At 44.6% G+C, this 21,039-nt stretch carries 23 protein-coding genes; 15 read left to right on the plus strand and 8 right to left on the minus strand.

Annotation, left to right across the window (positions count from 1 at the left end):
* Positions 1 to 45 precede the first annotated feature (45 nt).
* The 4 genes from glgB to MKHDV_RS09600 form a co-directional block, all read right to left on the minus strand.
* Positions 46 to 1,965: a 1,4-alpha-glucan branching protein GlgB gene (gene glgB / locus MKHDV_RS09585; protein ID WP_160714684.1), complete on the minus strand. Its 1,920-nt coding sequence runs from the start codon at positions 1,963 to 1,965 to the stop codon at positions 46 to 48.
* A gap of 24 nt (positions 1,966 to 1,989) precedes the next feature.
* Complete coding sequence (glgA, locus tag MKHDV_RS09590; RefSeq protein ID WP_160714686.1) at positions 1,990 to 3,444, minus strand: glycogen synthase GlgA; 1,455 nt, start codon at positions 3,442 to 3,444, stop codon at positions 1,990 to 1,992.
* A gap of 114 nt (positions 3,445 to 3,558) precedes the next feature.
* The gene (locus tag MKHDV_RS09595) at positions 3,559 to 4,020 is read right to left on the minus strand and encodes an NUDIX hydrolase (RefSeq protein ID WP_174239234.1); all 462 of its coding nucleotides are present in this window, start codon (positions 4,018 to 4,020) and stop codon (positions 3,559 to 3,561) included.
* A gap of 363 nt (positions 4,021 to 4,383) precedes the next feature.
* Positions 4,384 to 5,022, minus strand: a complete 639-nt coding sequence (locus MKHDV_RS09600) for an L-threonylcarbamoyladenylate synthase (protein WP_160714688.1) — start codon at positions 5,020 to 5,022, stop codon at positions 4,384 to 4,386.
* Positions 5,023 to 5,128: 106 nt separating this feature from the next.
* On the opposite strand from MKHDV_RS09600, the gene MKHDV_RS09605 reads away from it, so the two are divergent.
* Together MKHDV_RS09605 and MKHDV_RS09610 are read left to right on the plus strand one after the other, a co-directional pair.
* On the plus strand, positions 5,129 to 5,608 hold the full coding sequence (locus tag MKHDV_RS09605; RefSeq protein WP_160714690.1) for a 23S rRNA (pseudouridine(1915)-N(3))-methyltransferase RlmH: 480 nt from the start codon (positions 5,129 to 5,131) through the stop codon (positions 5,606 to 5,608).
* Between the two features lie 83 nt (positions 5,609 to 5,691).
* Complete coding sequence (locus MKHDV_RS09610) at positions 5,692 to 5,907, plus strand: hypothetical protein (protein WP_160714692.1); 216 nt, start codon at positions 5,692 to 5,694, stop codon at positions 5,905 to 5,907.
* A 397-nt stretch (positions 5,908 to 6,304) separates the two neighbouring features.
* Here MKHDV_RS09610 and MKHDV_RS09615 read toward each other — a convergent pair whose 3' ends face one another.
* Complete coding sequence (locus MKHDV_RS09615) at positions 6,305 to 6,946, minus strand: 16S rRNA (guanine(527)-N(7))-methyltransferase RsmG (protein ID WP_254060450.1); 642 nt, start codon at positions 6,944 to 6,946, stop codon at positions 6,305 to 6,307.
* A gap of 186 nt (positions 6,947 to 7,132) precedes the next feature.
* Here MKHDV_RS09615 and MKHDV_RS09620 point away from each other — a divergent pair, with 186 nt between their 5' ends.
* The 8 genes from MKHDV_RS09620 to MKHDV_RS09655 all read left to right on the plus strand — a co-directional run bounded on the left by MKHDV_RS09620 (position 7,133) and on the right by MKHDV_RS09655 (position 14,907).
* Positions 7,133 to 8,089: an ACP S-malonyltransferase gene (locus tag MKHDV_RS09620; RefSeq protein WP_160714696.1), complete on the plus strand. Its 957-nt coding sequence runs from the start codon at positions 7,133 to 7,135 to the stop codon at positions 8,087 to 8,089.
* A gap of 465 nt (positions 8,090 to 8,554) precedes the next feature.
* Positions 8,555 to 10,201: an arginine--tRNA ligase gene (argS, locus tag MKHDV_RS09625; RefSeq protein WP_160714698.1), complete on the plus strand. Its 1,647-nt coding sequence runs from the start codon at positions 8,555 to 8,557 to the stop codon at positions 10,199 to 10,201.
* A 23-nt stretch (positions 10,202 to 10,224) separates the two neighbouring features.
* Complete coding sequence (locus MKHDV_RS09630; protein ID WP_160714700.1) at positions 10,225 to 11,034, plus strand: SPOR domain-containing protein; 810 nt, start codon at positions 10,225 to 10,227, stop codon at positions 11,032 to 11,034.
* A 100-nt stretch (positions 11,035 to 11,134) separates the two neighbouring features.
* Positions 11,135 to 11,941: an ABC transporter permease gene (locus MKHDV_RS09635; RefSeq protein ID WP_160714702.1), complete on the plus strand. Its 807-nt coding sequence runs from the start codon at positions 11,135 to 11,137 to the stop codon at positions 11,939 to 11,941.
* Positions 11,942 to 11,959: 18 nt separating this feature from the next.
* Positions 11,960 to 12,778, plus strand: a complete 819-nt coding sequence (locus MKHDV_RS09640) for an ABC transporter ATP-binding protein (protein ID WP_160714704.1) — start codon at positions 11,960 to 11,962, stop codon at positions 12,776 to 12,778.
* Between the two features lie 37 nt (positions 12,779 to 12,815).
* Complete coding sequence (gene mlaD / locus MKHDV_RS09645; RefSeq protein ID WP_160714706.1) at positions 12,816 to 13,262, plus strand: outer membrane lipid asymmetry maintenance protein MlaD; 447 nt, start codon at positions 12,816 to 12,818, stop codon at positions 13,260 to 13,262.
* A gap of 122 nt (positions 13,263 to 13,384) precedes the next feature.
* Complete coding sequence (locus MKHDV_RS09650) at positions 13,385 to 14,038, plus strand: phospholipid-binding protein MlaC (RefSeq protein WP_216846901.1); 654 nt, start codon at positions 13,385 to 13,387, stop codon at positions 14,036 to 14,038.
* 11 nt (positions 14,039 to 14,049) lie between these two features.
* Positions 14,050 to 14,907 carry a VacJ family lipoprotein gene (locus tag MKHDV_RS09655; protein ID WP_160714709.1) on the plus strand — a complete coding sequence of 286 codons (858 nt, stop codon included), beginning with the start codon at positions 14,050 to 14,052 and terminating at the stop codon, positions 14,905 to 14,907.
* Positions 14,908 to 15,074: 167 nt separating this feature from the next.
* On the opposite strand, the gene MKHDV_RS09660 is transcribed toward MKHDV_RS09655, so the two are convergent.
* Positions 15,075 to 15,404, minus strand: a complete 330-nt coding sequence (locus MKHDV_RS09660) for a cupin (RefSeq protein ID WP_160714711.1) — start codon at positions 15,402 to 15,404, stop codon at positions 15,075 to 15,077.
* 73 nt (positions 15,405 to 15,477) lie between these two features.
* Positions 15,478 to 15,795: a cupin domain-containing protein gene (locus MKHDV_RS09665; RefSeq protein ID WP_160714713.1), complete on the minus strand. Its 318-nt coding sequence runs from the start codon at positions 15,793 to 15,795 to the stop codon at positions 15,478 to 15,480.
* A 219-nt stretch (positions 15,796 to 16,014) separates the two neighbouring features.
* Here MKHDV_RS09665 and MKHDV_RS09670 point away from each other — a divergent pair, with 219 nt between their 5' ends.
* From MKHDV_RS09670 to MKHDV_RS09690, 5 genes are all read left to right on the plus strand, one after another.
* Positions 16,015 to 16,299, plus strand: coding sequence for a LysO family transporter (locus tag MKHDV_RS09670; RefSeq protein ID WP_160714715.1), 285 nt, complete (start codon positions 16,015 to 16,017; stop codon positions 16,297 to 16,299).
* A complete protein-coding gene (locus MKHDV_RS09675) occupies positions 16,289 to 16,888 on the plus strand; it encodes a lysine exporter LysO family protein (RefSeq protein ID WP_160714717.1) in 600 nt (199 codons plus the stop codon). Before MKHDV_RS09670 ends, MKHDV_RS09675 begins: the two co-directional genes overlap by 11 nt.
* 183 nt (positions 16,889 to 17,071) lie before the next feature.
* Positions 17,072 to 17,773: a basic amino acid ABC transporter substrate-binding protein gene (locus MKHDV_RS09680; RefSeq protein WP_160714719.1), complete on the plus strand. Its 702-nt coding sequence runs from the start codon at positions 17,072 to 17,074 to the stop codon at positions 17,771 to 17,773.
* Positions 17,774 to 17,857: 84 nt separating this feature from the next.
* Complete coding sequence (locus MKHDV_RS09685; RefSeq protein ID WP_160714721.1) at positions 17,858 to 18,646, plus strand: amino acid ABC transporter permease; 789 nt, start codon at positions 17,858 to 17,860, stop codon at positions 18,644 to 18,646.
* The gene (locus MKHDV_RS09690) at positions 18,636 to 19,373 is read left to right on the plus strand and encodes an amino acid ABC transporter ATP-binding protein (protein ID WP_160714723.1); all 738 of its coding nucleotides are present in this window, start codon (positions 18,636 to 18,638) and stop codon (positions 19,371 to 19,373) included. The genes MKHDV_RS09685 and MKHDV_RS09690 overlap by 11 nt, the downstream gene beginning before the upstream one ends.
* Positions 19,374 to 19,686: 313 nt before the next feature.
* Here the strand turns inward: MKHDV_RS09690 and MKHDV_RS09695 are convergent, their stop codons facing one another.
* Positions 19,687 to 21,039 carry an NAD(P)/FAD-dependent oxidoreductase gene (locus tag MKHDV_RS09695; RefSeq protein WP_160714725.1) on the minus strand — a complete coding sequence of 451 codons (1,353 nt, stop codon included), beginning with the start codon at positions 21,037 to 21,039 and terminating at the stop codon, positions 19,687 to 19,689.

Consider the following 21,039-nt stretch of genomic DNA (forward strand, 5'->3'; position numbering starts at 1 on the left):
AAAAAGAAAAAAGCGCCGCAGGCACCCCAACGCCTTCTCTTCCCATTATCTACCCTGATACTTCAGGCACACAGCACCAAGCGGCGGAAGCGTTAACTCTATGTATCCCTCACCACCGAAAGCATCCGGACATGTTTCTATTGGCGCGATGCTTCCGACATTGGAGCCACCATAATACATACTGTCGCTGTTGAGTATTTCTTCCCATACACCACTTTTGGGACTGGCTACGCGATAATGATGCCGTACAACGGGCGTAAAGTTGAATATCCAGAATAGCGGTGCACCATCACCACCTGTTCGAACAAAGCTGATAACGGATGCCCCGTAATCGGAAAAATCAATCCACTTGAATCCCTTCCAACTAAAGTCATCTTTGTGCATGGCTTCTTCTTTCACAAGCACTCGGTTTAGGTCACGAACTAGAGCGCGTATTCCATCATGTGCTGGAAACTGAAGTAAACACCAGTCGAGTTCTTGGCGTGGATTCCATTCGTTCCACTGCCCGAATTCACTTCCCATGAAGATCATTTTCTTACCGGGATGTGCCCACATGTAAGCGTAAAGAAGTCGGAGATTAGCTTGTTTTTGCCAGACATCACCGGTCATTTTACTAAGGAGAGTGCCTTTACCGTGTACCACTTCGTCATGTGAAAGAGGGAGCACAAAATTTTCGCTGAATGCGTAGAGCATGGTGAAGGTAAGACTGTTGTGGTTGTAGCTTCTATAGACGGGATCGGTTGAAAAATAGTTGAGACTGTCGTTCATCCACCCCATGTTCCATTTGAAGGTAAAACCTAATCCGCCGGTATAGAGAGGACGTGAGACTCCCGGCCATGAGGTGGACTCTTCTGCTATCATAGCAACACCGGGGAACTGCTCGTGCGCGACGCGATTAAGTTCACGTAGGAAATCAACGGCATCTAGATTTTCGCGCCCACCATATTTGTTCGGGCACCATTCTCCTTGGCATCGGGAATAGTCGAGATACAACATGGAGGCGACTGCATCTATGCGTAAACCATCTATGTGAAACTCGCGCAGCCAATACAGCGCGTTTGCGAAAAGAAAATTACGCACCTCATGTCGACCATAATTAAATATGTACGTTCCCCAGTCTGGATGCTCACCCAACTGCGGGTCAAGATGCTCATACAAGGCGCTGCCATCGAATCTACCGAGGCACCAGTCATCTTTAGGAAAATGCGCTGGAACCCAATCTAGATACACTCCTATGCCTGCGTTATGTAAGGCATCTACGAAGCCTTTAAATTCTTCTGGAGTTCCAAAACGGGATGTAGGTGCAAAATAGTTACTGGTTTGATAGCCCCAAGATTCGTCGAGAGGATGCTCTGCAACGGGAAGTAGCTCTACATGCGTGAAGCCCATATCAGTTACATAATCTATGAGTAGCTCAGCTATTTTGCCGTATCGCAGAAACCCGTTTCCTTCTGGATCATGATCACGGCACCATGAGCCAAGGTGTACTTCATAAATTGAGATTGGCTTATCGAGCGGAGGCCCTTGCTGACGGCGATTTTCCATCCATGTATCATCTTCCCATGTGTGGTTATCTAAATCCCATGTGCAGGACGCAACTCCGGGACGCAACTCACAATGAAACGCAAGCGGATCGACTTTATATACGTCCCGACCATCTTTTCCTACAATACTGTATTTATAGTACTGTCCTTTTTCGACACCGCTGATAAATGCAGCCCACACACCAGAAACACCCACAGGAAACAACGGGAGATTTCTAAAATGCCATCCGTTAAAGTCACCGGCTACGTGAACTTCCTGCGCGTTAGGTGCCCACACGGCAAATCGATATCCTTGTTCTCCATCCATCTCTGTTGGATGCGCTCCAAGGAATCGATACAAGTCCCAATGCGTTCCCTCGCCGAACAAATATAAGTCGAACGGCTCAAAAAATGCTGGAACGCTTTTCAAAGTACCCCTCATTATATTCTCCACAGTTCTCTACAGTTACATGCGTAGTCCAAGCTCTTTGTACAAGGCTGCATACTCATTTGCAGAGCTGTCCCAAGAGAATATCTTTCCCATCGCTCGTCCGACAATTCTACGAAACTCGCGTGGGTTATTCTCCCACACGTCTATAGCATCAGTTATGGAATCAATAAAAGCACCGCTGTTTATGTTCTCAAAGGTAAATCCTGTAGCCTGTGGATGTGGCCACGACATAATGGTGTCGTGCAGTCCTCCCACAGCGCTGGCAACCGGAACAGTACCAAAACGTAAAGCGTAAAGTTGTGTGAGCCCGCAAGGTTCATACGTAGAAGGCATGAGGAAAATATCTGAAGCGGCTTGAATTTTATGTGCGAGTTCTTCTGTGTAATCCACAATCGTGCACATATTTTTAGGATAGCTTTCCATGTAGTTAAGAAGCGTCGCTTCCCGTTCAAGGTTACCCTCACCAAGTACAACCAGCCCGACATTTTTCTCCATAAGCTGAGGAATAATGTCTATCAGCATATTCACGCCCTTTTGCTCACGTAGCCGTCCGATAAATCCAAGCATTGGACGTTTTTTAAGCGAAGGGTCAAGACCAAGTTCATCGATTAAAGAACTTTTGCACGCTCTTTTACCCCGAACATTGGTACTGTTATATGTTTTGGGCAGATACTTGTTATCTTCAGGATTCCAGATTTCGTAATCTGCACCGTTCAAAATGCCATGTAGACGATCTTTCCGTCCCATTAAAACATTATGCAGGTCACAGCCAAATTGGCGTGTCAGAATCTCTTTGGAATAGTTTGGTGATACTGTGGTGATTTTATCCGCATACGAAATACCGGCTTTCATAAAATTGAAATCACCATAGAACTCTACACCATGCATAGACCATGCGGTAGGTGGAAGCCCGCAACTTTCGAACAGGCGAGAAGCAAAACGCCCCTGAAATGCGAGATTATGGATGGTAAATACAGAACGAGTATCTTCCCAGAACGGATTATTCATACGATTGTAGTGAAGATAGGCAGGCGAAAGCGCCGCCTGCCAGTCGTGCGCATGGATAATTTGAGGGGCAGTATCAAACCGCTCCATCAAAACCTGCGCCGCCCTGTTGAAAAAAATGAACCGCTCTGCATTATCAAAGAAATCCCCCTTATGGTTGCAGTAATAAAAGCGCCTGTCGAAATATTCACTGCGATGAATAAAATAGACAGGCATTCCTTTATAATCTGCTTGATACACATCTGCAGTGATGGGTGCCCAAGGGTACCCAACCTGAAGATCTGACCATGCGAGGCGGATATCATATTCAGCAGTCCCCAGTCTTCCATAGAAGGGAGTTATTACTGCTGTGTTAATTCCTTTATTATGTAAAGCCAAAGGCAATGCACCTAATACATCCCCAAGACCACCAGTCTTGGAAAACGGAAAAATTTCCGATGCTATAAAAACTACGTCTGCCCCCACACTGAACTCCTCGTTAGTTTTCGTATTGAAAGGCCGACATTCGTACAAATGTCGACCTCTAACGACGATAGCGCAGCAGTATTTTTCAGAACATGATTTATCGATTTGGTCGCGTTACTTATTCAATCGTTTAAGTCGGTTTGCAAAATCTGCAATAATTACGTTGTGGTCAAACACCACGTGCGGCAAGGCGTCCAGAGGATAGAAGCATGCATTTTGTGCATCATCACCAGCAGTTAAAACAGAAACATCATTTGCCACAGCACTATATACAACGCTCATTGTGTGATGCCTAGGGTCCCTTGTCGGGTCAGAGTACACACCGATGAGTTCGGTTAGAGTAACATCCAGATTTGTTTCTTCTTTTGCCTCACGAATCGCAGCAGACTCACAAGTTTCACCGTAATCAATAAAACCACCCGGCAAAGCCCATCCATGTGGTTCATTGGCGCGCTCTATCAGCACGATACCTTTTTTAGGATCATAGATAACAATATCAACAGTCGGTGCCGGATTCCGGTACATAGTTACAGGCGCTGAACAGTTGGGACACGGTATATCGTGAGTTATACTCATTAGTCTCTCTCCTTTCTTACATAACATGATCATATGTATATTGTTGTATAACGTCTAAGGACAGTACAACAAAAAAGCACCTCTCTGACCACTTGAGAGGTGCTTTTTAAAAAAAGAAGGATATGAAGATATTTGCACAAAGAATGCCACTTTTTCTTAGATCATCTTAGAATCTTCGTAGACTCCGGTATCCGTAGCATAGTCAATATACACAAAAAAAATCACATCCCGTATTCTGTCAAAAGATTTGAACCAGTTTTGAAAAAGTTCAGTGTCAGTACAAAAAACTTTTTACTATCGGCAGGTTATACGCCACACTAGATTGCTTTGCTTACCGTCATTCTCAAGTATATCTCTAGAAAATTACGCGCCAGCAACTCGCGGCACTACCGCAAGCCCAGACGTACGCAATTCAATCTCCGATACAGCACCATTACGCACAATGCTTACAGCACGAGGGCCAACAATTTCAATGAGTGTTGATGCCAACCCGCCAGCCGGAGCCGGTTCAATATCCACAACGCCGGCTACATTGCCTGTAAGTTCTGAATCAAGTTCAGATGCTGCGACTACAGCCGGACGTCCACTCATGTTGGCGCTAGTAGAAACAAGCGGCACACCTGCTTCAAGACACAACTGTTGTGCCACAGGGTGTGGTGTAACTCGCACTGCAATCCTGCCGGTTTCACCGGTAAGAACTGAAGAAATACGATCAGACGCTGTCACCAGAATTGAGAGAGAACCAGGCCAAAAACGTTTTGCAAGTGCCATCACAAGCTCAGAAGAGACCTCAGTTACCAATGACAATTGTTCTATGCTACCGATAAGAACCGGCAACGGCATGGAGTCCGAACGCTTCTTAACTTTATATACAGATTCCACAGCAAGTGGATCAAGCGCGTTACAACCCACAGCATAAAATGTTTCGGTGGGATAGCATATAACTTCACCCTGTTTAAGGGCGGTTACTGCTTCAGAAATACTAAATGTTGATACGGTCATAATTCTACCTCTATCCTTTTCATTGAGAAACTACCCATTACACGGTACACAGGCAGCCAATACGGATTCAATAACCCGAATATATCTCCAATGATGGAGTACCTACATGATTCAGCTTAAAATTATCGCCGTCGGCAAAATAAAAGAACGCTTCTGGGCAGATGCAGCAGAACACTACATTACCCGCTTAAAGCGTAGTTATAAATTTCAAGAAATCACCGTTAAAGACGGTAACGCCAAAATGAAGCCGCTCGAACGTAATAACGACGAAGGCAAACGAATTCTTGCTGCCCTAGCTCCAACAGATATACCTATCTGTATGGATGAGCACGGAAAAACATACACCTCAGTAAAATTTTCTCAAATGCTCGAGCGAATAGGTATGGACAACAACCGAACCCCGACACTCATTGTTGGCGGAGCGTTTGGATTGTCGCAAGATGTACTGAAAAAATGCCAGTACAAAATCAGCCTGTCACCCATGACATTTACTCACGAGATGGCGCGCGTCATTCTATTTGAACAACTCTACCGTGCCGATGCTATCCTGCGCGGTAGTCCGTACCATCACGTTGAACTAAAATAAGTATAACAAAATTCTTATACCACCCGCAACGTACCTGTCCTAAAGGGCAAATACCCAGCGCATACAAAAGTAAGGAGAACACCATGGCTGCTCTACAGTTAAAATACCTCAAAGAACTCGAAGAATACATGACCTCCGGTCGGATGCAGGAAGACTTTGAATGTTCTCCCGAAGAGCGCCGATTCGAAATGCTCGAATTCCTCGAAACTCTTATGGATGTAGCAGAAATAGCTGACGACACAGCAACCAAGCTCATCTTTAAAAATTCTCAACTCGGTGCTTTAACAGGAACTAAGTAAGTCCTGTGGAATGCTGCCTCTGGCGGCGCTTGCCAGCGAGGCTTTAGTCTTTTTTGTCTTCGACGAGCCTCCGGCGGCCAGAGAACCTTTTTGAAAAAAGGTTTCTCTGGACTCTCCAAAAACTTTTACTCGCGAGTTTAGCCCGTTGTTTTTTATAGCCTCGCGGCTTACGCTCCACTACCTTTCGAAAAAGATAAAAGGCTGCCCTAACATACTTGGGACAGCCTTTTTTATTATTTAAGTCGGCGACTTTGAGCCGCGTGAGTACATAATCAATGAAAGATCATCGAATAATAAAAGTTTTTGGAGATTTTTAAGACCCTTGTTTCAACAAGGTTCTTAAAGCCCCGCTGGCAAGCGCCGTCGGAGACATAAGAAAGTGTCACAGGCTCAACGCCTAAGCTTTAATAAGCGACCAGAAGTATCGAGTGTCCTTACCCACTTTGTAGGAAATTTCTTTTTCGACACTCCAGCCTTCGGTCAGATCTGTTGGAACCGGCTCGAGAGCAAGGACAACAATGCGACCTTGCGGCTTGATGTTGGGACCAACCAGCTCCAGAAGTTTTTTCCACGGCATGAACGCACGGCTAAGCATAAGGTCAGCGGGTTCATGTTCTTCCATGAAATTCTCCACGCGTCCCTTGTAGACATTCGTGTTAGGAATTTGCAGTCGTTTAACTGTTTGCTCCATAAACATGGCGCGCTTTTCACGCACATCTACGAGATAGTATTCACCATCTTGCCACAGAGCGCGAAGCGGAATACCCGGGAGTCCGGCACCTGCTCCAAAATCCCATGTAACTGGTGTTGATGGAAGTGACAACGAACGCAAAAATTGGTTAAGATACAAGCTATCGATAATAAGGATAGTAAGGGCATCCTGCCATGAGTATGGTCCCACAAGGTTCATTACCTTGTTCCATTTCATGACAAGGGTAAGGTACCCTGTGAGTGCTTCGAGTTCAGTCTCTGAGGGGGTAAAACCTGCTCGTTTCAGTAGGCTGGCTACATCAGTAATAGTTAGCGAATCATTTTTCATCACGGTATCTATCCTTACTTATATAACAACGCCTCTAAATTTTTTACAGGCGCAATTAATTACTTCCGTTAAAACGTAATCGGTTGGTACTGTACCTTGTCACCTCTTGCAAGTGAAACTGAGATAGCCTATTAGGCTGTACCAAGCGACTTACAAAAATGAATCAAACAAAAATGTGAGCATAGCATGACAATGGACACCGATATAGCTGTTCTCTTTCCGGGACAGGGTTCTCAGGAACCGAACATGGGGCGCGATGTTGCAGAAGCAAATGCAGACATCATGTCTTTGTGGAAAAAAGCTGAAAAAATCAGCGGTATTGACCTTCGCGGTATTTACTGGGACGGCGACGAAGCTGCCATGGCAGACACCCGCAACTTACAGCCTGCACTTACTCTGGTAAACCTTGGCTTGTGGATTGAAGCTTGTGGCTCTTTAACTCCTTCCTGCATGGCTGGTCACTCTTTGGGTGAATTCAGCGCACTTGCAGCATCCGAAGCACTTTCCGTTGATGCTGTACTTGAAGCAGTATCTCTTCGCGGTCGCCTTATGGCTGAAGCTGATCCAAACGGTAGCGGCGCTATGGCTGCTGCAATGAAAATGAAGCTCGAAGCTGTTGAGGCTGTTGTTGCTGACGTTGCAGAATCTACAGGGGAAATGATTCGCATCGCCAACTACAACACACCAGGTCAGTTCGTTCTTTCCGGCACCAAAAACGCAATTGCAGAAGCCGGTGTTAAAATTAAAGAACAGAAAGGTCGTGCGATTCCATTAAAAGTTTCCGGCGCATTCCACAGCCCACTCATGGCTGATGCTGCTAAAGAACTTTCCGGTTATTTCGCAAAGCTTTCTTGGAACAACCCGAAATACCCTATCTACTGTAACGTAACAGGCAAGCCTGCTACCAAGTCCACTGATCTCGAAGAGATTATGCCACAGCAGATGACATCTTCGGTATTTTGGATTGATACCATCAACAACCAGTTCAACACCGGCATTCGTCAGTTTGTTGAAATTGGCCCTAAAGGTGTCCTTTGCAAAATGCTCGGACAGATTTTAAAACCAGTTGCAGACTCTTCCGAATGGGAAAGCCTGAATCTGGGCAGCCTTGAAGCTGTAACGGCTTTCAAAGCAGCAAAATAGATTATGAACCGGCAGCGTAACAGACTTGTTGCGCTGCCGGATTTACTCTAAAAGCACGTCTTTTCAGTCATCGAAAAGTTTGCTAAAAAGATTAGTTCCTTTCTGATCGCTTAGTAACTTTGCACATAGTGCAAGGATAGTTGAGATTGCTGAGAAAGTTGTTTTTTAACAAATTGAGACAAACTTGTGCAGTGCAAGGCACAAGAAAAAGTCAGGGGCAAAGCATAGTAGACCTATGTGAGCATCTGATTTTTTTGAAGTAACGCAGCAATGTGCGGGTTTGTCAGCAGTCTAAGTTAACTATTCAGAATATGACCGCACAATGGTCAATGGAACTTTGTATCGGGGTAACACTCCGTCCCTTTGGACATCGTCCAAAGTCAATATGCTAGCCCCGCTAAAGCACCTGTTACCATACGCTTTAGCTTACCTGATATACTAAACTTTATACGTGAATGGAAAGACATGCGCGCTAAGAATCATTTATACACAGCCCTGCACGCAATTGTGGCTGACCTTGATCTTGAATGGCCAACCAGAACAACCATCGAACCTCCAAAAGATAAAAAGTTCGGTGACATGGCGGCAAACATTGCCATGGTTCTGGCTAAACCTGCAAAACGTAACCCGCGCGAACTTGCTGCCCTCATCGCTGAAAAACTCATTGAAGATCCAATGATTGACAACGTTGAGATTGCAGGCCCGGGCTTCTTGAACATTAAGTTCTCCGTTGAATTCTGGAGAAACACCATTGCAATTATCGAAGATCGCGGCGAAAGCTTCGGTGCTATCGATCAGGGCAAAGGCAAAAAAGTTCAGGTTGAATACGTTTCTGCTAACCCGACCGGCCCACTGCACATTGGTCATGGTCGCGGCGCTGCCGTTGGCGACAGCCTTGCTCGTCTTCTGCGCTTTGCCGGATACGACGTACACACCGAGTACTACATCAACGACGCAGGTCGTCAGATGCGTATTCTTGGTCAGTCTGTTCTCTTCCGTGCACGTCAGCTTGAAGGTGAAAACCTTCCTGACCCTGAAGATTTTTACCGTGGCGAATACATTAAAGACATCGCAGCAGAAGTTCTGGAATTACATCCTGGCCTTCTCAAAAAAGACGATGCTCTTGATATCTGCCGCGAATACGCTCTTAACCAGATCCTCGACGGCATCAAGAAAGACCTTGGTGAATTCCGTGTAGAGCATCAGAACTGGTTCTCTGAGCGTTCCCTCGTTACCGCAGGCGCTGTTGAAAAAACATTCAACCGTCTTAAAGAAGCTGGCCTTGCTTTCGAGCAGGACGGTGCTCTCTGGTTCCGTACCACTGAGTTTGGTGACGACAAAGACCGCGTACTTCGCAAGTCCGACGGTTCCCTTACTTACTTTGCTTCCGACATCGCTTACCACGACAACAAATATGACCGTGGTTTTGAGCTTAACGTAGACATCTGGGGTGCAGACCACCACGGCTATGTTCCACGTATGCGCGCTGCGGTAGAAGCATTAGGTAAGCCAAAAGAGAGCTTTGACGTAATCCTTATTCAGCTTGTTAACTTGCTCCGCAACGGTGAACAGGTCGCTATGTCCACCCGTGCCGGTCAGTTCGACACACTTGAAGAAGTTGTTAAAGACGTTGGTTGTGATGCGGCTCGCTTCATGTTCCTTTCACGCAAAAGTGATAGTCATCTCGACTTTGACCTTGAGCTTGTGAAACAGAAATCCATGGAGAACCCTGTGTACTATGTTCAGTATGCAAATGCCCGTATCTGTTCTGTTCTGCGAAAAGCTGCTGAACGCGGCATTGCAATCCCTGAAAAAGCAACCTCTGATATTCTTTCTGCAATAAAAGAAGACAGTGAACTTGACTTGATCAAACTTCTCGATCAATTTGAAGATGTTGTTGATTCAGCAGCACGTCAGCTTGCTCCGCACCAGATTAGTTTCTACGTGCAGGAACTCGCAAGTGCATTGCACAGCTTCTACGCTAACAACCCAATCCTTAATGCTAAGGATGAAAACACCATTGCAGCACGCCTTTGCCTGCTCAAGAGTGTTTCCAAGGTTATCCGTAACGGACTTAACCTGGTGGGTGTCGAAGCACCTGAATCTATGTAATTTAACACTAGGATGTTGCCTGCATGGGCTTCGCACCGACTACATCAAAAGATAAAGACACAGGGAAAAAGATTTTCACTTTTTCCCTGCGTCTTCCTGAACTCACTGGCCTGTCTGTTATCATTCTTGTCGGATTTATCTGGGTCTTTATCTTTGGCCTGCTTGTAGGTCGAGGATACCAGCCGGAAGAAGCACTTCCTGAACTGAAGCATCTTATGCCTTCACAACAGCAAGTTGCAGAAGTTAATCCTATGCCTGTTGAACAGAACATAGGTGCAAACTCTTCTTCGCAATCCAATAAGACATCCAACAAACCCAATCTTAACCGTACACAGGGTAAAACAGTTACAGAGCAGCAGAAAGCCAGCGTAATTGAACCTGAACAGTTAAACTTTTTTGAGCAGTTAAAGGCCAAAGAAACGTCCAACAGCCCTGCCACTGCAAGCAAGCCTAAAAAAGCACACGTTGTAGCAAAGCGCCCCGCGCCTGCATCTTCTGTTACCCAAAAGGTTGTACAAAAGCCTAAAGTGGTTGCAGCATCCACCTCATCTGTACAAAAAAAACAAGCCGTACTTGAAAAAAATGCAGCTATGTTTGAGTACATTTATCAGGTTGCAGCTTCTACCAACAAACAGGCAGCTTCTAAGCTACGCACCACCATGTCTGCTAAAGGTTTTACCACCTCATTAGCAACTGCCGTGATTAACACGAAAAAATGGTATCGCGTAAACGTACACTTTGTAGGTTCTCCTGCTGACCTTTCAAGCTTCAAAAGTCGCCTTGCAGTCGCAGGTTACAGCAAGCCTCTGTTAAGAAAGAAAAAGCAACGTTAACACAGTACTATAGCATGATGTGCAGGCTTCGCTTGACGGACTGATAGTAACTTCACTATCATCATCCGATTCAAATTTTGACTACAAGGAGCCTGCACTCGTGCAACAACATACAGGCTTCCAGACTAACCCGATAGCAGCGCTTGGTCGTTCAACTATCGATTTCATATCTAGTCTGGGGGAAATTTTTCTTTTTTTCCTAGAAGGTGTTCGCCTCATCTTCTCCTCACCGAAGCAGCTGACGAAGATTGTTCGTCAGACATATTTTATCGGGTCAAAATCTCTTTTTGTCATTTCTCTTATCGGAATCTTTACCGGTATGGTGTTAGGACTTCAGGGATATTATACACTCGTCAAGTTTGGCTCTGAGGGTTTACTCGGAGCAGCCGTATCTCTCACACTTATCCGTGAACTTGGACCTGTTCTCACTGCAATTATGATTACCGGACGTGCCGGATCATCAATGGCAGCAGAAATCGGGGTTATGCGCATATCCGACCAGATAGACGCACTGGATGTTATGGACATCAACCCGATGGCGTATCTTGTTTCACCACGGATAGCAGCTAGCATTATATGCTTCCCGCTGCTAACGGCACTCTTCGACGTAATTGGAATTTTAGGTGGTTATTTGACTGGCGTCACAATGCTTGGCATTAACTCTGGTGTATACTTCTACAGAATTGACACCAGTGTTGTTATGTCCGATATCAACGAAGGCTTTTTGAAATCGCTAGTCTTCGGGATCATTGTCGCTACAATCAGCTGCTACCAAGGGTATAACACCCATAAACGAAAAGACAGCGTCGGCCCTGAGAGTGTTTCCAACTCTACAACCGCTGCTGTTGTACTCTCCTGTGTATTAATTTTGGTAAGTGACTACGTAATCACTTCCTTCTTATTATAACGCAGGTCGGATATTGTTATGTCAACGACTACTTGGGACATTGAAATTCAAGATCTTTGGGGTGGGTATAATGATACCAAAATCCTCAAGGGTATTAATGGTGCGCTACCGGCAGGAAAAATATCCATCATTCTTGGTGGGTCCGGCTGTGGCAAATCCACCCTGCTTCGACATATTCTCGGACTGAACCGCCCTATGGACGGTAGCATCCACATTGGTGGACATGACTTTTTTTCTTTAGATAAAAAACAGTTCAGAAAAATTCGTCGTCGTATGGGAGTACTTTTTCAGGATGGCGCACTGCTAGGCTCCCTTACACTCGGTCAGAATGTTGGGCTGCCACTGGCAGAGCATACAAAACTTTCGCAAAAAACTATTCGTACTATCGTGCTGCACAAGCTCGGTTTAGTTGGACTTGCGGATTTTATAGACTACTACCCGAACGAACTTTCTGGCGGAATGCGCAAACGTGCTGGACTTGCACGGGCAATTGTTATGGACCCTCAAATTTTGCTGTGCGACGAGCCGACATCCGGTCTTGATCCGATTAACGCAGCAGAAATGGATCAACTATTACTGAGCATGAAAGAACATTTTCCTTCCATGTCGATTGTAGTAGTTAGCCACGATTTGGAAAGTCTATACAAAATTGCTGACAACGTTCTTGTTATAAATGAGGGACAAGCTGCCTTCTGTGGTAATCTTAATGAATTACAAAACAGTGAAGACCCTTATTTGAAACAACTCCTCGGAAGAAAGCCAAACAGCATAAGCCAGCCAACAATCAGCCTTGGCGCTGACATTCAGGCAGAGCTATCTAAATGGCTAGAAAAGTAGTAGAATATTACAAAAATAAAGTATAAGAGCAGTCTTCATGAAATCATACTCAAAAGAAACCGCTGTAGGCATTTTTGTTTTAATCTGTCTACTTTGCGTAGGATATTTGACCATCAAGCTGGGAAAAATGCAGCTTGGTTCTTCAAATACATATACGGTAGTTGCCAAATTTGAATCAGCAGCAGGATTACGCGCCGGTGCCGGGGTGGAAATAGCTGGTGTACCTGTAGGTAAAGTTTCTGCTGTGTCACTAGACCAGGAAGAGTACCTTGCAGAAGTGTATCTTGCGATTCAAAACGACATACAACTTGGCGACGATATTATCGCCTCAATCAAGACAAGCGGGCTTATTGGTGACAAATACATCAAGCTTACGCCTGGCGGGTCTACTGAAATGTTAGAAGACGGCAGTGAAATCACTGATACTGAATCAGCTGTCGATATCGAAGAACTCATCAGTAAGTACGTTTTTGGCGGAGTATAATTTCATAGATTTTTCGTATGTACTTTTACGCCACAGTTATTATACTTGCGAAATATCTATTTAATTTTCACACTACTATCGCCCAAAACGTTTTTTTACTTATATCACATATGGGGGGTTTTATGCCTAAAACCTACAAAAAGCTTTTATCGTCTATAATCTGCACTTGCATAATGACCCTGTTTATCGCTGGCACAGCTTTCGCTGATGCTAAACATGATGCAGAAGAAACATTACGCCAAGCAGTTAATGAAATTTCGCATAAACTTAACAATGCGAACCTGCACAACATTACTGAAGACAGTGCTATTGTCTCTGAACTTGAAGGGATGATACTCAATATTTTCAGCATGAATCAATTTTCCATGCGCACTGTCGGCAGAAAATGGACAAAATTCACACCGACACAGAAGACACAATTTAAAGATGCTTTTATTCAGCTCCTCAAAGCGACGTATTTCAAGCACGTAAGCGAATACGAAGGACAGAACCTCGACATTCTTGGCGCACGCACAAACAAAGCAGGCACCAAAGTCGAAGTACGCACCACTGTAAAATTCAAGAACGAATCCGTTCCCGTCAACTATCGTATGTTAGTCGAAAATGGAAAATGGATGGTCTACGATGTTCTTGTAGAAGGCGTAAGCCTTGTCAAAAACTATCGTACTCAGTTCAAAGAACTCTTACGTAAAGGCACACCTGACGAGCTCATTACAAAGCTCAAGGATAAAGCCGAGCGAGTACGTCAGCAGCAAGCAGCAGCCGACAAAAAGTAATTGAGGTAACAATGCGACACTATTTTTGGCTCATTCTTGCTCTCCTCATTCTCAATGCACAGCCAGCATATGCAGATGGTGCTATACCTTTAGCAATGTCTAAAGACACTTCTGCAGCCGCACCAGCTACTCCACTGCTCTATTCGTCTTCAACCTTAGTTGCTGATAATGAAGATCCTTTTACTGATGAGCCAGATTTCTTTGATGAGTCAGCAGACTACTTCGACGATTCTGAGTACGAATTAGAAAATACTGCCGCGACAGCAAATGACCCTCTCGAGGGTTGGAATCGGATGTGGTTTAATATCAATGACTGGTTATACATTGATGTTGGTAAACCTGCCCATGCTGCATACCGTGTTGTTGTTCCTGAATTTGCCCGTGAAGGTTTTAACAACGCTGTTGTTAACTGGTTCGGTATGCCTCGCAGATTTCTCAACGCTATTTTGCAAGCTAAATTTGCTCTGGCCGGTATCGAATTTTCACGTTTTGTAGTGAACACAGCATTTGGTTTTGGTGGCCTGATTGATATTGCAAAAGATTTAAAACCAGTGATCCCGCATACTGGTGAAAAAGAAGATTTGGGACAAACATTTGGCACTTGGGGTATCCCGGCTGGGCCATATCTTGTTCTGCCGTTCTTCGGAGCATCCAACTTCCGAGACACCGCAGGGTTGATTGGTGAAGGATTTCTTCCACCTTCATTAAATCCAGTTTACTTGAACTATGCCTTGTTCGCAGCAGCACAGTTTAACATGCTGGATAAGCGCATTTCTGTGTACGAAAACATTGTAGGCACAGCTATTGAGCCTTACATTGCCTTGCGAACTGCATATGGTCAGCTTCGACAGGCGCAGATAGAGAACTAGAATAAATACACACAAAAAGGCTCTGCTTGAAATTTCAAGCAGAGCCTTTTTTTATAGATTACTAACCAAATAGTTATTGCCGTGATGCAATATTCTACCCTGAAAGTTACATAAGTTTACAAAGGTCAATCTGGTAAACAAAGCAACCGAGTTATCGACATTCAGCGTTACGTTACTGCTTCTTTAGCTGGTGTAAAGCTTGCCAAAACACACATATCCTTTTCAGCTCGCAGCCCATGAGGGATACGTAAATCCATTAAGACTATGTCGCCTTTGACTAGCGAATCTAATACGCCATGTTTTCCTAGCAATAAACCTTCACCGCTCAGTACAACCAGCATGGTTTCGCCCTCAGCCTCATAGGCTTGAACAGGCAATTCACTTCCTGCTTTTATATGCAGGCTTTTAATCTTTGCACCAGCGGATTCGTGTACCAGCCGCTCATGAACTTTTTCTGGATTGAATACTTCATTTTTTAAAATACTATATTTGCGCATAGGAGCCTCCTTTCCACTATCTAGTGTACTCGAAATAGCACCTATGCCGACAGTATATTACACTTGTTTCTGCTTAGATTGGAGGTGCAATGGTTACAACAAGGCTCATATCTTTTGAGGCTCGTACACCATGCGGAACTTTAATTTCGCAAATAAGAACATCACCGGCTGTAATACTATCCAGTACGCCATCTTTGCCTAAAAGCTCACCTTCACCGCTAAGAACAACCATAACAAGCTCGCCGTCTAAATTATGGGAATGCACAGGCATTTCCTGTCCAGCTTTCAAGTTAAAGTTCATTACTTTTACGTGTTCGGATTCATGCACCAGCTGCACATGCATTCTATCTGGGTTAAAGCTACGACTTTCAGGGATTCTATTTTTACGCATATGAAGGCTCCTTTGATTCAGTGTATGGTTCCACCCTAATGAATTGACAGTATAAGTATGTGATGGACGTCACGTTGCGTGTGTGACATTCATCACAGCTGTGCACCAATTTGTCAGCACGATACGATTTTTGCTATTTGACAATAATTCTACACAGGTATATCCGCATTTTCTTCGGAGACTGCTCCCCATATCTTTATTTTCACTCTTGGAGGCGTTGTGCTTATCACCGTTCTTTGCATACTTGTCGGCATCCCGTTGGGGTTCCTTTTCCGTAACAACAAACTTGTTGTTGATAATGTCACCCGCCTCACCATGTGGTCTATCTACACGTTGCTCTTTATGCTTGGTGTGACCACTGGATCAAATGAAACCATCGTCACTCAATTAAGCACCATCGGCGTGCAAGCTGCGTGCATTAGCGTCTTCTGCGTACTCGGTAGCGCAAGTGCTGTCTTCTTACTCGATAAATTTATTTTGAAAGGACAGTTCGATGAAAGGTAGCCTTATTATCCTGTCCTTTTTTATTGCCGGTTGCTTTGTGGGACACATGGAATCTGTACCTGCATGGCTGCTTAACGACTCCCTTTCAACATACACTCTTTATGCCCTGCTCTTTTTAGTAGGTATGTCGATCGGATTCGATTCGCGCTGCTGGCAAATTTTACGTCAGATGCACCTTAAAGTTCTGCTCGTGCCTGTTGCAATCATCATCGGAACAGCAGTAGGCTCTGTTGCCGCATGGTGTCTTATTGCAGATATGCCGATGCGCGACGTACTCGCCGTAGGTGCCGGCTTTGGTTACTATTCACTTTCTACTGTTATTATCACAAATCTGGGCGACCCTATTCTAGGTTCCGTTGCACTACTTGCAAACATTATACGCGAAATCATCACACTTTTATGCACGCCTATTCTTGTTCGCTTTTTTGGTAAACTTGCTCCTATTGCATCCGGTGGCGCAACAGCTATGGATACCACCCTTCCAATAATCGTAAAATTTACAAGCGAACGCTATGGCATCATATCAGTCTTTAGCGGCATGGTTTTAACAGTACTTGTTCCATTTATTGTAACTCTCATAATGACGTAGTACTTAAAAGTACTACACATATTTACTTTTTTGTATTTTTTCACGTAATTCAAGCGATTACCTGTTGACATTTAACGCTCACAACGCCAGTTTATAAGCGGGACGTTTATCAAACACAAATTTTTGCAAAGCAGGAGAATCCGATGCTAAAAAAAAATAGTTCTTGCGCTGGTAGTTGTTGTTATGACTGCTTCCTTCGCATTCGCACAAAAATCAATTGTGATTGCGCACGACGCAACTTGGCCGCCAATGGAATTTGTTGATCAAAACAAAAACATTGTTGGTTATTCTGTTGATTATTGTGATGCTATTGCCAAAGAAATGGGTCTTACCGTTGAACACAGAAGTGTTGCATGGGATGGCATTTTTGCAGGCTTAGTTGGCAGAAAATACGACATGATTTCTTCATCCGTATCCATTACTCCTGAACGTCAGAAAAAATTTGACTTCTCTGATCCTTACTTTGAAGTAACTCAGGCAGTAATTCTTCCAGCCGACGCATCCGGTGATTCTCTTGCAGATCTTAAAGGCAAAACTCTCGGTGGCCAGCTTGGCACAACCGGCGTTTTCATGGCTAAACGCGCTGAAGACGTTAATACAAAAGAATACGATGAAATCGGCTTTGCTATCGAAGCACTTTACACAGGTCGCATCGACGGCGTAATTTGCGATGATGCTATTGCAGCGGATTACGTACTCCGTAACCCTAAGTATGCTAAAAAATTCAAGCTCGCATTCATCGTTAAATCTGATAAGCCTGAGTACTACGGCTTCGTAGTTAAAAAAGGCAACAAAGAACTTCTCGAAACCCTCAACAAGGGTATCGCAGCAGTAAAAGCAAAAGGCATTGAAGCCGACCTCCGCAAAAAATGGATCGGACAATAAGAAGCCTTTAGACTTCCAATAAGGGACTGGTACTTATAGGGCGCCAGTCCTTTCTTTTTACTGTAAACAACAGCGATACACACTATGAGCGTAGAAAAAAAAGAAGTTCGCATTGCCGTCACGGACGGTATGCTTATCCCGTCCGGCAAAGACAAAAGTGTAGTAACAGCATGGACCATCTCGCTAATTTTTGCGATCAGTTCCATCATTTACCTTTGTGTAACTAAGCCGGACCCGTACCTAGATATTCTCAAATTCTTACCAGATGGGATTCTAGTTACATTTGAAGTGACAGTCAGCGCGATTCTGCTCACAATTCCTATCGGTCTTGCAACCGGCATGGGACGACTGTCCGAAAATAAAATTATCAACCTTATTGCCTCAACCTATGTAGAAATTATTCGCGGTATTCCACTTCTGGTTCAGCTGTTTTTCATCTACTATGCAATTGGTGAATTCATTCAGCTCCCAGACCTTGCCGCAGCTGTCATCGCCATGTCCGTTTGCTACGGAGCATACATGGGTGAAGTATTCCGCGCAGGTATTGATGCAATTGATACAGGACAAACTGAAGCAGCCCGCTCTCTTGGTTTGAACAAAACCGAAACCATGTTTATGGTAATTCTTCCTCAGTCCTGGAGAACTATTCTTCCACCTGTTGGTAACGAATTCATTGCGCTGCTCAAAGATTCTTCTCTTATCTCCATCCTCGCAGTTTCCGAATTACTGCGCCGAGGCAGAGAATACGCGTCCGTTACATTTAACTATTTTGAATGTTACCTTATGGTAGCGCTCATCTACCTTGTGATTACTCTGCTTCTTTCAAAAGCGGTAAGTATCATGGAAAACAAACTGAATTACTATGACGACTAATCCAATCATCCAAGTAGAAAACGTCTACAAGTTTTTTGGACAGCTCACAGCGCTTAATGATGTAAGCCTGAACATTGGTTCAGGTGAAAAAGTCGTTATCCTCGGGCCATCTGGTTCTGGTAAATCAACATTATTACGCTCCATCAATCGTCTTGAAAAAATAGACAAGGGTCACATCATTGTTGACGGTCAGGATATTACTACACCGGAATGCAATATCAACGATGTGCGTCAGGAGCTGGGCATGGTGTTCCAGAGCTTTAACTTGTTCCCGCATAAAACTGTGCTGGGCAACCTGACAATGGCTCCAATGCGTCTTAAAAAGATGTCGAAAGATGAAGCCGAATCCATTGCACTGGAGCTGCTGAAAAAAGTAGGTATCTCCGACAAAGCGCATGTATTCCCAGCCAAGCTTTCTGGTGGCCAGCAGCAGCGCGTAGCCATTGCACGTGCGCTCGCCATGAGCCCGAAGATTATGCTTTTCGATGAACCGACTTCTGCACTTGATCCGGAAATGATCGGTGAAGTACTCGACGTTATGACAAAACTCGCTAAAGAAGGCATGACTATGGTCTGTGTAACCCACGAAATGGGCTTTGCCCGCGAAGTGGCAGACAGACTCGTATTTATGGATCACGGCGAAATCATCGAACAAGGGACACCTGAAGAATTCTTCACCAATCCCAAGCATCCTCGACTCAAACAGTTTCTTGAGCAGATTCTATAATAAAAAAGGCCGGTTCTTCCGGCCTTTTTCTTTTTAGTATTCAGCTACCAACGCACTTACGACACTATCTTTGTTTTCATATCTCGCTTCATAAACGTCGCTACTATTTTGAAATGGGCGTCTTACAATTTTCTATAAGCTCTCTTCCAATACCAATCCGCTTTCAGCATACGTTTCGCTTCCTTCGAACTACAAAAAAAGCTGCCCTACTTCTGTAGGACAGCTCTTCATTACTGTTCAAGATAGAAAAATTACGCCAGTTTCTATATTTCAGAAGCCAACAATACGCCGAAGAAACAACTCATCAGCAAAGCTATTTAAGCATGTACCGTATGGTGTACCCAAATGAAGGATACGCCCAGAGCCATTTGGCGAGATCAGCCACTGTCGTCTTGGTTCTCATCGCAAAAGCAAAGATGTTGATTATCTCTTCAGAGTTATGTCCGTTTATGGTTGCACCGAGGATTGTATCATCATCTTTGGAAACAACAATCTTGTATGACGGATAAAGTTCACCAATTCTGCGATACTCTGACCACCCAGAGGCACTTCCTTCAAAAATCTTATAGGAGATATTCTGTGCCTGTGCTTCTTCTTCCCGCAGCCCTACCGAGCTTAACGGCGGATGCGTAAAGAGCGTGTACGGCACCACTGAGTAGTCTGGCTTTTCTTTGTTTCCATAAAGAAGATTGCTCGCGACCACCATTGCTTCCATTGATGCAACTGGGGTTAGCTCCATACTGTTTCCTACAACATCTCCAGCTGCGTACACGCGAGGATTTGAGGTGCTCTGCATAAATTCATTAACTTTTATGCCGCCCTTCTGATTGAGCTCAAGCTGACCTTTTTTGGGGTTCAATGCTTCTGCATGTGCAACGCGTCCTGCAGCAATAACAACACAGTCTGCTCTGAACTTAATATCGTCTTCACCCGCACAAAGTACAAGCTCATCACGATCTCGTTTAAGAGAGTTTGGTGGTAACATGGTATGGAACCGAACACCCATGTCACGGCTTGCCTCAATCATGCAGTCAACAAGCGATGAGTCAAACCGACGCAAAAATCTGTCACTGCGAAGTACTACATCAACCTGAGCACCAGAGATTGCCGCAACATTAGATAGTTCGAATGCAATAAATCCACCACCAATAAATACTATGCGTGACGGCAGTTCTTTCATTTCGAAAAATTCGTCTGTTGATGTCAACAGCTCGTGCCCGGGAAAATCGACTTCACGAGGAGTCGCACCAGCTGCAATAACAATTTTTTCTGGCTGATATTTTTGATTGTTAATGACAACGGTATCGGGTGAAGTAAAATGTGCTTTGCCGTGCACGCCAACAATTCCATGCTCCGCATAAAACTTTTCTACAAGGGACGGAATGGGATCACGCATTTCTGCCATTCCTGACATCATCTTTTCCCAATCAATCGTAAGGTCGCCGCGAAGCCCTCTATCTACCATGTGCTTACGGCGTAACGCGACGTTGGTTACATCAAACAGAAATTTTTTAGGTTCACATCCACGTAACGGACATGTTCCACCAAAGGGCTGATAATCTGCCACTACCACATGCTTGCCTTCCGCCGCACATGTTCGCGCAACAGATCCCCCTGCAGGGCCTGATCCAATTATGAGTACATCCGGCTTTTCCACTTTGGTCAT

It is taken from the genome of Halodesulfovibrio sp. MK-HDV, assembly GCF_009914765.1.
In the GTDB taxonomy this organism is placed as follows: Bacteria; Desulfobacterota; Desulfovibrionia; order Desulfovibrionales; family Desulfovibrionaceae; genus Halodesulfovibrio.

What these genes read in the sequence shown, in the direction of transcription:
- MKHDV_RS09620 (WP_160714696.1), top strand. Translation starts at nt 7,133, where the DNA reads ATGACAATGGACACCGATATAGCTGTTCTCTTTCCGGGACAGGGTTCT.
- MKHDV_RS09650 (WP_216846901.1), top strand. Translation starts at nt 13,385, where the DNA reads ATGCCTAAAACCTACAAAAAGCTTTTATCGTCTATAATCTGCACTTGC.
- MKHDV_RS09685 (WP_160714721.1), top strand. Translation starts at nt 17,858, where the DNA reads ATGAGCGTAGAAAAAAAAGAAGTTCGCATTGCCGTCACGGACGGTATG.
- MKHDV_RS09640 (WP_160714704.1), top strand. Translation starts at nt 11,960, where the DNA reads ATGTCAACGACTACTTGGGACATTGAAATTCAAGATCTTTGGGGTGGG.
- MKHDV_RS09600 (WP_160714688.1), bottom strand. Translation starts at nt 5,022, where the DNA reads ATGACCGTATCAACATTTAGTATTTCTGAAGCAGTAACCGCCCTTAAA.
- MKHDV_RS09690 (WP_160714723.1), top strand. Translation starts at nt 18,636, where the DNA reads ATGACGACTAATCCAATCATCCAAGTAGAAAACGTCTACAAGTTTTTT.
- MKHDV_RS09660 (WP_160714711.1), bottom strand. Translation starts at nt 15,404, where the DNA reads ATGCGCAAATATAGTATTTTAAAAAATGAAGTATTCAATCCAGAAAAA.
- MKHDV_RS09615 (WP_254060450.1), bottom strand. Translation starts at nt 6,946, where the DNA reads ATGAAAAATGATTCGCTAACTATTACTGATGTAGCCAGCCTACTGAAA.
- MKHDV_RS09680 (WP_160714719.1), top strand. Translation starts at nt 17,072, where the DNA reads ATGACTGCTTCCTTCGCATTCGCACAAAAATCAATTGTGATTGCGCAC.
- MKHDV_RS09595 (WP_174239234.1), bottom strand. Translation starts at nt 4,020, where the DNA reads ATGAGTATAACTCACGATATACCGTGTCCCAACTGTTCAGCGCCTGTA.
- MKHDV_RS09665 (WP_160714713.1), bottom strand. Translation starts at nt 15,795, where the DNA reads ATGCGTAAAAATAGAATCCCTGAAAGTCGTAGCTTTAACCCAGATAGA.
- MKHDV_RS09695 (WP_160714725.1), bottom strand. Translation starts at nt 21,039, where the DNA reads ATGACCAAAGTGGAAAAGCCGGATGTACTCATAATTGGATCAGGCCCT.
- MKHDV_RS09610 (WP_160714692.1), top strand. Translation starts at nt 5,692, where the DNA reads ATGGCTGCTCTACAGTTAAAATACCTCAAAGAACTCGAAGAATACATG.
- mlaD (WP_160714706.1), top strand. Translation starts at nt 12,816, where the DNA reads ATGAAATCATACTCAAAAGAAACCGCTGTAGGCATTTTTGTTTTAATC.
- argS (WP_160714698.1), top strand. Translation starts at nt 8,555, where the DNA reads ATGCGCGCTAAGAATCATTTATACACAGCCCTGCACGCAATTGTGGCT.
- glgB (WP_160714684.1), bottom strand. Translation starts at nt 1,965, where the DNA reads ATGAGGGGTACTTTGAAAAGCGTTCCAGCATTTTTTGAGCCGTTCGAC.
- MKHDV_RS09630 (WP_160714700.1), top strand. Translation starts at nt 10,225, where the DNA reads ATGGGCTTCGCACCGACTACATCAAAAGATAAAGACACAGGGAAAAAG.
- MKHDV_RS09655 (WP_160714709.1), top strand. Translation starts at nt 14,050, where the DNA reads ATGCGACACTATTTTTGGCTCATTCTTGCTCTCCTCATTCTCAATGCA.
- MKHDV_RS09605 (WP_160714690.1), top strand. Translation starts at nt 5,129, where the DNA reads ATGATTCAGCTTAAAATTATCGCCGTCGGCAAAATAAAAGAACGCTTC.
- MKHDV_RS09675 (WP_160714717.1), top strand. Translation starts at nt 16,289, where the DNA reads ATGAAAGGTAGCCTTATTATCCTGTCCTTTTTTATTGCCGGTTGCTTT.